At 71.9% G+C, this 9681-nt stretch carries 10 protein-coding genes; 9 read left to right on the top strand and 1 reads right to left on the bottom strand.

Translation table 11 applies throughout. From position 1 onward, the window contains the following. Positions 1-202 precede the first annotated feature (202 nt). Positions 203-1159 (top strand): tetratricopeptide repeat protein, encoded by a 957-nt coding sequence (locus DNK54_RS04705; RefSeq protein ID WP_239459906.1) that lies wholly within the window; start codon positions 203-205, stop codon positions 1157-1159. A 114-nt stretch (positions 1160-1273) separates the two neighbouring features. Continuing rightward, a complete protein-coding gene (locus tag DNK54_RS04700) occupies positions 1274-1585 on the top strand; it encodes a single-stranded DNA-binding protein (protein WP_110205721.1) in 312 nt (103 codons plus the stop codon). Here the strand turns inward: DNK54_RS04700 and DNK54_RS04695 are convergent. Then, complete coding sequence (locus DNK54_RS04695; protein WP_110205720.1) at positions 1539-2642, bottom strand: DUF1015 family protein; 1104 nt, start codon at positions 2640-2642, stop codon at positions 1539-1541. The genes DNK54_RS04700 and DNK54_RS04695 overlap by 47 nt on opposite strands. 67 nt (positions 2643-2709) lie before the next feature. Between DNK54_RS04695 and DNK54_RS04690 the strand changes: the two genes are divergently transcribed. The 7 genes from DNK54_RS04690 to DNK54_RS04660 all read left to right on the top strand — a co-directional run bounded on the left by DNK54_RS04690 (position 2710) and on the right by DNK54_RS04660 (position 9597). Then, positions 2710-3735 carry an HAD-IIA family hydrolase gene (locus DNK54_RS04690; RefSeq protein WP_110205719.1) on the top strand — a complete coding sequence of 342 codons (1026 nt, stop codon included), beginning with the start codon at positions 2710-2712 and terminating at the stop codon, positions 3733-3735. Further along, positions 3732-3944, top strand: coding sequence for a hypothetical protein (locus DNK54_RS04685; protein WP_110205718.1), 213 nt, complete (start codon positions 3732-3734; stop codon positions 3942-3944). The genes DNK54_RS04690 and DNK54_RS04685 overlap by 4 nt, the downstream gene beginning before the upstream one ends. A gap of 1 nt (position 3945) precedes the next feature. Beyond that, the gene (locus DNK54_RS04680; protein ID WP_110205717.1) at positions 3946-4782 is read left to right on the top strand and encodes a TlyA family RNA methyltransferase; all 837 of its coding nucleotides are present in this window, start codon (positions 3946-3948) and stop codon (positions 4780-4782) included. Continuing rightward, entirely contained in the window at positions 4779-5717 is a 939-nt protein-coding gene (locus tag DNK54_RS04675) for an NAD kinase (protein ID WP_110205716.1), read from the top strand. Before DNK54_RS04680 ends, DNK54_RS04675 begins: the two co-directional genes overlap by 4 nt. Continuing rightward, positions 5714-7465, top strand: coding sequence for a DNA repair protein RecN (recN, locus tag DNK54_RS04670; RefSeq protein WP_110205715.1), 1752 nt, complete (start codon positions 5714-5716; stop codon positions 7463-7465). The genes DNK54_RS04675 and recN overlap by 4 nt, the downstream gene beginning before the upstream one ends. Positions 7466-7554: 89 nt before the next feature. Further along, positions 7555-8718, top strand: coding sequence for a putative cytokinetic ring protein SteA (gene steA / locus DNK54_RS04665; protein WP_110205714.1), 1164 nt, complete (start codon positions 7555-7557; stop codon positions 8716-8718). Then, positions 8719-9597: a copper transporter gene (locus DNK54_RS04660; RefSeq protein WP_110205713.1), complete on the top strand. Its 879-nt coding sequence runs from the start codon at positions 8719-8721 to the stop codon at positions 9595-9597. Positions 9598-9681: the final 84 nt, after the last annotated feature.

Here is a 9681-nt window from a genome sequence, read left to right as displayed (position 1 = left end):
TAAGCCTGACAGCGCCGATGGTACTGCAATCGCGAGGTTGTGGGAGAGTAGGACGTCGCCGGACTTACTTTAGGTGTGGGTCATCCCCAGAGATTCAACTCTCGGGGGGTGGCCCACACTGCATTTGTCGGTCATAGTTGGCTGCGCGAGGGCGTGTCGCGCCGGCGGCCAGCGGCCATGCTTGTGAGGAAGGACCAGTCGTATGTCCAGCAACCAACGACCCGGAGGGCCGGGTCGCGGATCAGACAACCGTGGAGGCGGTCAGTCACGCCCGGGTCGTGGCGGCGACGCCCCGCGGGGACGGCGCGACAAGGACGACAGTCAGGGCTCGGGCCGCGGGCGCTCCGGCGGTCGCGACGACCGGCGGGGGGACGACCGTCGGCGCGACGACCGCGGCGGGAGCAGGCCCGGTCGGAAGAACGACTGGAAGCGGCCCGCCTCCGATCAGCGCTCGCGCAGCGAGGAGCAGGCTCGGTACGACGGCCCGCCCCTGCCCGAGGAGATCACCGGCAAGGAGCTCGACCGCTCTGTTGCCGCTCAGTTGCGCGGCCTTCCGGAGAAGCTGGCCCAGCGCGTCGCACGGCACCTCGCGGCGGCGGGGATGCTGATCGAGTCCGATCCGAAGACCGCCTATCAGCACACGCTTGCCGCCCGTGCGCGAGCGGCGCGACTCGCCGTCGTGCGGGAGGCCTGCGGGGAGGCGGCGTACGCGGCAGGGGAGTACGCGGAGGCGCTCTCCGAGCTCCGGGCTGCCAAGCGGATGAACGGCGCCACGGCCTACCTGCCGATCATGGCGGACTGTGAACGTGCCCTCGGACGTCCGGAGCGTGCTCTGGAGCTTGCCAAGAGCCCGGCGGTTGCCAAGTTCGAGGCGCCCGCGAAGGCGGAGATGACGCTGGTCGAGGCGGGCGCCCGTCGCGACATGGGCAACCTGGATGCGGCACTGCGGACGCTGGAGCACGCGCCACTCACCCACCAGTCCCGCGCTGCCTGGGTGGTGCGACTGCGCTACGCGTACGCCGACACGCTTCTCGAGGCCGGTCGGCTGCAGGATGCCCTGACCTGGTTCCACCGGACCGAGGCGATCGACGGTGACGAGATCACCGATGCCGGTGCCCGCGCGCTCGAGGTGGAACGGCTCATGGAGTCGAAGGACTGAGCTCGCCCGATCTTCATCGTGAACCCTGTGGATGCGGTCCGTTGTCCACAGGGTTCGCGCACGTCTGCACCTCCGTCGGCCGTTCGCGAGATCGTCGTCGGTGGAGGTGTGGGAATGCGCAACGAAGTCGTGGTCGAGGGAACGTTGGCGCGGGACCCGGTCGAGCGAGTGCTCGGCTCGGGAGAGGAGCTGTGGCAGCTTCAGGTGATGGTGCCACGGGTCTCCGGACCCGGTGCTGACTGGATCGAGTGCTCGGTCCGCGAGGGGCGGCTGAGGCGCACGGTTGCTCGCTGGTCCGAAGGTGATCTCGTGCGCATCGAGGGCCACCTGCGGCGTCGGTTCTTTCGCACCGCGGGGGCGACGAGGTCCGTGCTGGAGGTCAATGCGTCGGCTGGTCGCCTGGTGCGCCGTCGAGCTGACGCATGAGCACGCCGAGATGCGGTTTCGGCTGGAAGGAGCTGGCCTTCTGGGGGAGCAGCGCCCCGGAGCGGGCCGACGTCTCGACCTGGCCGAAGGTGGGTGCAGGGAGCAGTACCGCGGTGGCCAGGCCTGCGCGGTCCATCGCCTCGCTCGCGGAGTGGTGGTAGGCGATGGTGGCTTCGGCGACGTCCCAACCGGGCACCAGGTGCTCGTGGAGCCAGCGCACCAGGAGATCGACGGGCTCGCGGGGACGCAAGGTCCCCCAGGCGGTGCCGTCGTGCAGCACCAGGGCTCGGTCCAGGTGGGCCAACGCCTGGTGGCTGGAGATGCGCGGCGTCCACACCGCGCCGAGCCGGTCGGCCGTGGCCGCCACCGTGTGCAGCGCCAGGCGGGGAATGCTGCGGTGGATCGCCCCGAGCTGCAAGGGAGTGTCGGCCTGGTCGACCAGCATCACCAACGTCTGGTCCCAGTCGGTACCGGGATGCCGTTCACGGAGCCGTTCAGCGGCCGCGAAGCGGTGGTGGCCGTCCGCGATCACCACGTGAGCGTCGATGAGATGGCTGCTGAGCTGCCGTTGCTCGTCCGGGTCCTCGATCCGCCAGATCCGGTGCAGCTGGTCGGCGCGATCGGTGTAGACGAGGTGCGGCGGCTGCGCGGTAGTGGCGCTCAGCGTCTCCCGCACCGCCTGTGGGCCGCGGTGCATCAGCAGGATCGGTGCGGGGTTGAGCGCCATCGCCTCCATGCGGTCGGCGAGCTGGCTGACCTGGGCGTCGTGCACCAGTTCATGGGGGTGCACACGGTGGGCGGCCGCCCCCAGCTCCAGGTTGCCGACGATGCCACGGACCGTGACGCCGTGCGACGTGTACTCGTGGACGTAGAGGGCGGGCTGCCGGTCCAGGCGCAGGCGGCGCTTGGTGCGCCACTCCCGGACCCGCGCCGGGACGGCTCGATAGGGTCGGGACAAGATGCGGTGCGCCACCGGGTCGCCGACGTGGCTGTCGGTGAGCCGGAGTGCCCGGAAGCCGGTCAGCACGAAGGCGTCCCCGGCGGCGTTCTCGTCCATTCGGACGATCGTAGGCGGAAGGGCAAGGAGAGCGGCGCGCCGCTTCCACCCGGGTAGGAGGGATGAGGTGCTGCAGGCGACCGACCAGCCGCTGGTCGAGCTCTACGACCAGCTGCTGCTGGACCTGGACGGAGTGGTGTACCACGGGCCCGAGGCGGTGCCGGGGGCCGTGCCGAGCCTCGCCCAGGCAGCTGCCCGGGGCGTGGCGCTGAGCTTCGTCACCAACAACGCGGCGCGGCCACCGGAGCAGGTCGCCGCGCACCTTGCGGCACTGGGCGTGCCTGCCTGCGCCGACCAGGTGGTGACCTCCGCGCAGGCCGGTGCCCGGTTGCTGGCGCGGATGGTCCCGGCCGGGAGCCGAGTGCTGCTCTGCGGCGGGGCGGGCGTCGAGCAGGCGCTCCACGCCGTCGGCCTCGTCCCGGTCACCGGCCTCGACGCTGCACCGGTCGCTGTCATCACCGGATTCGGCCCGGAACTGCCCTGGCAGCGGATGGTCGACACGGGCATCGCGCTGCGCGGCGGGCTGCCCTGGGTGGCCTGCAACGCAGATCTCACGTTCCCGACCGACGCGGGCCTGGCGCCGGGCCACGGAGCGCTGGTCGAGCTGCTCGAACGCTTCAGCGGCCGGAGTGCCGACGTTGCCGGCAAGCCCCGGCCGGCCCTGTTCCTCGAAGCAGCGCGACGGGGTGGTGGGGAGCGCCCGCTCGTGGTCGGCGACCGCATCGACACGGATATCGCCGGTGGACGCGCCGCTGGCCTGCCGACGCTGCTCGTCATGACCGGCGTCACCGGCGCACCGGAGCTGGCCTCCTGCGCGCCGACGGATCGTCCCCGGCACCTCGTGGCAGATCTCCGCGACCTGCACCGGCCGGCTCCGACGGTTCGCGTCGATGCCGACCGGACCCACTGCGGTGACTGGGTCGCGACCTGCGTCGACGGGCACCTCGACGTGCGCGGCAGTGGCCGGGCGAGCGAGTGGTGGAGCGCCCTCGCGACCGCGGCGTGGCGGCACCGTGACACCACCGGAGAGGTCGCCGATGTGGGCCGGGTCGTCCCGCCTGCGTCGGGGCCGGGCGGTACCGTGCTGCCATGACCGACGAGAGCGACCACGGGAGCGAGGGCAGCCAGGTGGAGGAGACTCCGACGGCGGTCCCCGGCGTACCCGGCACCGGGAATCCGGCCGTGGACCGCGTGCTCGGAGAGGTCGCCGGCGTGGGTGGGCGGCCCTTGACCGAGCATGTGGCGACCTTCGAGCGGGCCCACGAGAGCCTGCGCGCGGCACTCGACTCACCGCGAGGCTGAGATGCCGCCCCGTCGACTCCGGCTGGATGCCGAACTCGTCCGCCGCAACCTCGCCCGTTCCCGCGAACATGCCTCCGAACTGATCGCGGCCGGTCGGGTGACCGTGCAAGGCGCTGTTGCCGGCAAGCCCGCGACCGGCGTCACCACCGACGTGGCGATCGTGGTGCGTGAGGACCCCACCCATCCCGACTACGTCTCTCGAGGTGGCCACAAGCTCGCCGGCGCACTCGACGACTTCGCCGGACAGGGCCTGGAGGTGACGGGGCGCCGCGTCCTCGACGCCGGTGCCTCGACCGGCGGGTTCACCGATGTGCTGCTACGCCGAGGCGCGGCCGAGGTCGTCGCGGTCGACGTGGGCTACGGGCAGCTCGCCTGGAGCCTGCAGCAGGATCCCCGGGTCCGCGTCTTCGATCGCACCAACATCCGCGACCTGAGCACCGAGCTCATCGGCGGTCCCGTCGATCTCGTGGTCGGTGACCTCTCGTTCATCTCACTGCAGCTGGTGCTGCCCGCGTTGCTGTCGGTGGTCCACGAGGACGCCGATCTCGCGCTGATGGTGAAGCCGCAGTTCGAGGTGGGCAAGGAGCGCGTGGGCAAAGGTGGCGTCGTCCGGGAGCCGGGGCTTCGAGTCGAGGCAGTGCAAGCGGTCGCCGACGCCGCGGCCGGCCTCGGCTGGGGCGCCCGTGCGGTGACGACCAGCCAACTGCCCGGCCCGTCAGGCAATGTCGAGTTCTTCCTGTGGCTGCGGCACGCACCGGCGGTGCTCGGCTCCGACGCGCTGGCTGAGGTGGTCCGCAGCACGACGCGCACCAGCACCGGTGAGAGGGTGGAGCAGTGACCGATCCACGGCGGGTGTTCCTCATCGCCCACACGGGCCGCGAAGAGGCGCGCACGGTGGCGCGCGACCTCTGCGGAAGCCTGGTCGCCCAGGGCATCGTGGTCCGTCTGCTCAAGTCGGAGTTCGCCGAGCTCGGGCTGGGCGGGGAGCTGAGCTCACCCCAGATCGAGGCGGTCGACGCCGGCCCGGGCGTCTCGATCGGATGCGAGCTCGTGGTCGTCATCGGCGGTGACGGCACGATCCTGCGCGCCGCGGAGGTGACCCACGGCGACTCCACGCCGTTGCTCGGGGTCAACCTCGGTCACGTCGGCTTCCTCGCCGAGGCCGAGTCCGATGCCGTGGAGGACACCATCCAGGCGATCGTGCGCCACGACTACACGGTCGAGGACCGACTCACCGTCGACGTCGTGGTCCTGCACGGCAAGGAGGAGCTGACCCGCACCTTCGCGCTGAACGAGGCGAGCGTCGAGAAGGCGGCCCGAGAACGGATGCTCGAGGTCGTCGTCGAGATCGATGACCGTCCGCTCTCCCGCTGGGGATGTGACGGAGTGGTGCTCTCCACCCCCACCGGTTCGACCGCCTACAACTTCAGTGCGGGTGGCCCCGTGGTCTGGCCCGGCGTCGAGGCGCTGCTGCTGGTGCCGCTCAGCGCCCATGCGCTCTTCGCCCGCCCCTTGGTCGTGGCGCCCACCTCGACCCTGGCCGTCGAGGTGCTGGCCGGCACCGAGGGCGCGGGAGTGCTCTGGTGCGACGGACGGCGTACGGTCGACCTTCCGCCGGGCGCTCGGATCGAGGTACGTCGCGGAGCCCATCCGGTGCGGCTCGCCCGGCTTCACGAGGCCCCCTTCGCCGACCGGCTCGTCGCGAAGTTCGACCTGTCGGTCGAGGGCTGGCGAGGCGCCTCCGAGCGCCGCCGTCGCGGGGGTGGCGCATGATCGAGGAGATCCGGATCCAATCGCTCGGCGTCATCGACGCCAGCACGATGGAGCTCGGTCCCGGTCTGACCGTCATCACCGGGGAGACCGGAGCCGGCAAGACCATGGTCGTGACCGCGCTGGGCCTCCTGCTCGGCGGTCGTGCGGACTCGGGGGCGGTCCGGACGGGTGCCGCGCGAGCGCGCGTCGAGGGCGTCGTCGACGCAGGCAGCCTGCCTGAGTTCCGGGCCGCGGTCGAAGAGGCCGGGGGAGAGGCCGAGGAGGGCCGCGTGCTTCTGGCACGCAACATCGCTGCGGAGGGGCGCTCACGCGCCTATGCCGGTGGCGCCTCGGTGCCGGTCGCTCGGCTCGCCGAACTCGCTGAGCCTCTGGTCGCCGTGCACGGGCAGTCCGACCAACACCGGCTGCTTCGGCCTTCGGCACAGCGCCTGGCCCTGGACCGCTTCGGCGGCGCGCCGCTCAACGGTCTGCTCGAGGAGTGGGCCGCCACCTACCGCGACCTGCGTCAGGTCGAGGCGGAGCTCGACGACGTGGTCACGCACGCCCGTGACCGGGCCCAGGAGGCGGACCTGCTCCGCTTCGGACTCGGTGAGGTGGAGGCGGTCGCCCCGGTGGTCGGCGAAGACGTGGAGCTGGCAGCAGAGGAGAGCCGGCTCGGGTTCGCCGACACGCTGCGTACCGCCGCCGAGCAGGCACGTGAGGCGCTCTCCGCCGAGCATGGCGGCCCCGACGCGCTCGGCGCGGTGGGCGCAGCGCGGCGTCTGCTGGACAGCGTCCGCGACCACGACCCTGCGGTGGCGGCACTCGCCGACCGGCTTACCGAGGTGAGCTACCTGCTCACCGACCTCGCGGCCGACGTGGCGTCGTACGCATCGGGGGTCGAGACCGATCCGGCCCGCTTGGCTGTGGTCTCCGAACGGCGTGCAGCCCTGACCGGACTGACCCGCAAGTACGGTGAGACCATCGACGAGGTGCTGGCCTGGGCAGCGGCGGGCAGCCGCCGGCTGCTCGACCTCGACCAGACCGACGACCGTGTCGCCGAGCTCCGGGAACGTCGCGCCACGCTGCGCACGAGCCTCGCTGAGGTGGGCAGCAGGCTCTCCGCCTTGCGGGCGTCGGTCGCCGAGCAGCTGGCGGCGACGGTCACCGAGGAGCTCACCAAGCTGGCGATGCCCCATGCTCGTCTGGAGATCGAGGTGGATCGCCCCGACGTGGCCGAGCCGGCCGATCCGGAGGCCCTCGGAGCGCCGATCCAGGTCGAAGGACGCTGGGCACGGCCATACGCCCATGGCCTGGACGAGGTGGAGTTCCTGCTTGCGGCCAACACCGGGTCGGAGCCCCGGGCGCTGGCCAAGGGAGCCTCGGGCGGCGAGCTCTCTCGCGTGATGCTCGCCCTGGAGGTCACGCTGGCAGGCACCAGCCCGGTGCCGACGTTCGTCTTCGACGAGGTCGACGCCGGGGTAGGGGGCAAGGCTGCCGTCGAGATCGGTCGACGCCTTGCCACGCTGGCCCGTAGCGCGCAGGTGCTCGTGGTCACCCATCTGCCGCAGGTCGCTGCCTTCGCCGACCGCCACGTGGTGGTGGCGAAGTCGAGCGACGGCTCGATCACGACCTCCGGCCTGAGCTTGCTGAGCGAAGAGGAGCGGGTCCGCGAGCTCTCCCGCATGCTGGCGGGCATGGAGGAGTCAGACACCGCGTTGGCGCATGCCCGCGAACTCCTGGAAACCGCTCAAAACGGACGCTCCTGACAAACGCCCTGGCGGGTCGAGTGCGATCCCGGCCACCCCCGCGTGGCCGTCCCGATCGGGCAGGGAAGCCGTGCCACGATGGCGCCGCCATGAGAATCACCAAGCAACGACAGCAGGCAGCACCGCCCGGTATCACCGGTACCGCACGGGTGGACCGGCGCACGAGCGCCCTGGTCTCCCGCCTCCGCCCTGGCGACATCGCGGTCATCGACCATCTCGACCTCGACCGGGCAACGGCCCTGCGTCTCGTCGACGCGGAGGTGGCCGCGGTGGTCAACGTCTCCCGATTCGTCTCCGGGCGGCATCCCGCCCGGGGAGCCGGGGTGCTGCTCGAAGCGGGAGTGCCGCTTGTCGACGGGGTGGCCGCGGCCGACATGGCCAAGATCCGTGAGGGCGCCTCGGTGCGGCTGCACGAGCAGACGCTCTGGAGTGCCGGCGTGCAGGTCGCGCGGGGCGAGGAGCTCACCGCGGAGCGGCTCGCCGAGGAGCTCGCTGCGGCCCGGGACGCGATGCCGACCCAGCTGGCGACCCTCACCCACAACACCACCGAGCTGCTGCGACGTGAGGAGCGGCTTCTCCTGCACGGCCAGGGACTCCCGCGCCTGCGCGTCGCAGTCGACCGTGGACCGGTGCTGGTGATCGGACCCGGCGCCACGCTGGGGGAGGAGCTGCGCGGCCTCCGCGCCTGGCTGCGACACCAGCAGGTGACGGTGGTCGCCGTCGGCGCGGCGGCAGTTGTCGCGGTCGAGCAGGGGCTCCGGGTCGACGTGGCGGTGCTGGGCAGCGACGACCTGGATCTGGTGCCCGCCACGGTGCTGCGTGCGGCCCGCGACGTGGTGCGTGTCGGCCTCCCGAGCGAGGCCGAGACGGACTCGCTCACCCGCCTCGGTGTGCAGGCATCCGTCTTCGACAGCGGTCTTGCCACCCATGAGGCGGCGCTGGTCCTGGCCGCGGCGGCCGGCGCTCCGCTCGTCGTCTCGGCCGGCCAGCATGCCGACGTGGCCTCACTGCTCGACCGCCAGGGCTCGGGCGCATCCACGCTGCTCGCCAGGCTCGCGGGCGGCGATCGGATCGTCGACGCTCGCGTCGTGCCGCACCTGTGGAGCGGTCACGTCCGCTCCTGGCAACTCTGGCTGGTGCTCCTGGCCGGGCTGATCGCCGTGGTCGCCGCCATCGCAGTGACGCCGGTCGGCCAGGACTGGTGGACAGACGGCCGTCATGACCTGCTCGACTCGATCCGAGGACTCCTGTAGATGATCTCCTTCCGACACCACGTCGTCTCTCTCGTCGCCGTGCTCGTCGCGCTCGCGGCCGGCATCGCGCTCGGCGGTGGACCGCTCTCCGATCTCGGCCGCACCGCGTCGCCGAAGCTGCGCGCCGAGAACGACCAGCTGCGCGCCGAGTTGACCGCTGCCCACGGCGCGACCGGCCTTGCCGATGGCCTCGCCGAGCAGTACGCCGACCGCCTGGTGGGCGGCACGTTGAAGGAGCTCCGGATCGCCCTGGTCACCCTCCCGGGCTCGGACTCGAAGATCGCCTCAGGCCTCTCGGAGACCGTGAAGCTGGCCGGCGGCACGGTCGCGGCGACGTACGAGCTCCAGGCGAAGGCCTACAACACCTCGGGCAAGTCCCTGGTCGACACCCTGGGCGCGCAACTCGCCGACGACGTGGACGCGGTGCCGGCCGACGCGACGACCTACACCCGGCTCGGCGCGCTCCTGGCCGCCGGGATCGTGGGTGACGGAGAGGCGGCGACCTCGCTGCTGAGCAGCCTCGGCTCTGCCGGGCTGGTGACGGCGCCCGACGAGCCGGCGCCCGCCGACCTGGTGCTCGTGGTGGTCGGCCAGAAGGCTTCCGCCGTGGAGACCGATGCCCTGGCGGGCCTGTTCACCGGGCTGGACGGCGGTGTCGACGGCAGCGTGGTGGTCGCCAGCACGGGCTCGGCGGAGTCCGGACTCCTGCGTGGCCTTCGGGCCGACCCCACGTGGTCGGAGGTGGGGAGCAGCGCAGACTCGGCGCAGACGGGTGCGGGCCGGATCAGTGCGGTCCTCGCGCTCGCCGCCGACGCGGCCGGGGGGACCGGACACTACGGCGCCTTCGGATCCGACGGCGCCGCGCCGGGAAGCGATTGACCGAAGGGGCGGGGCGACCGGTACACTGGAACCCCGTAGTAGACCTGACATTCATCAGTCCACGTCTGACCGCGGGAGTTTCCT

It is taken from the genome of Nocardioides daejeonensis, assembly GCF_003194585.1.
GTDB classification, from domain to species: domain Bacteria; phylum Actinomycetota; class Actinomycetes; order Propionibacteriales; family Nocardioidaceae; genus Nocardioides; species Nocardioides daejeonensis.
The sequence above is the reverse complement of the archived record's forward strand: the minus strand, read 5'-3'. Positions and strand labels throughout refer to the sequence as shown.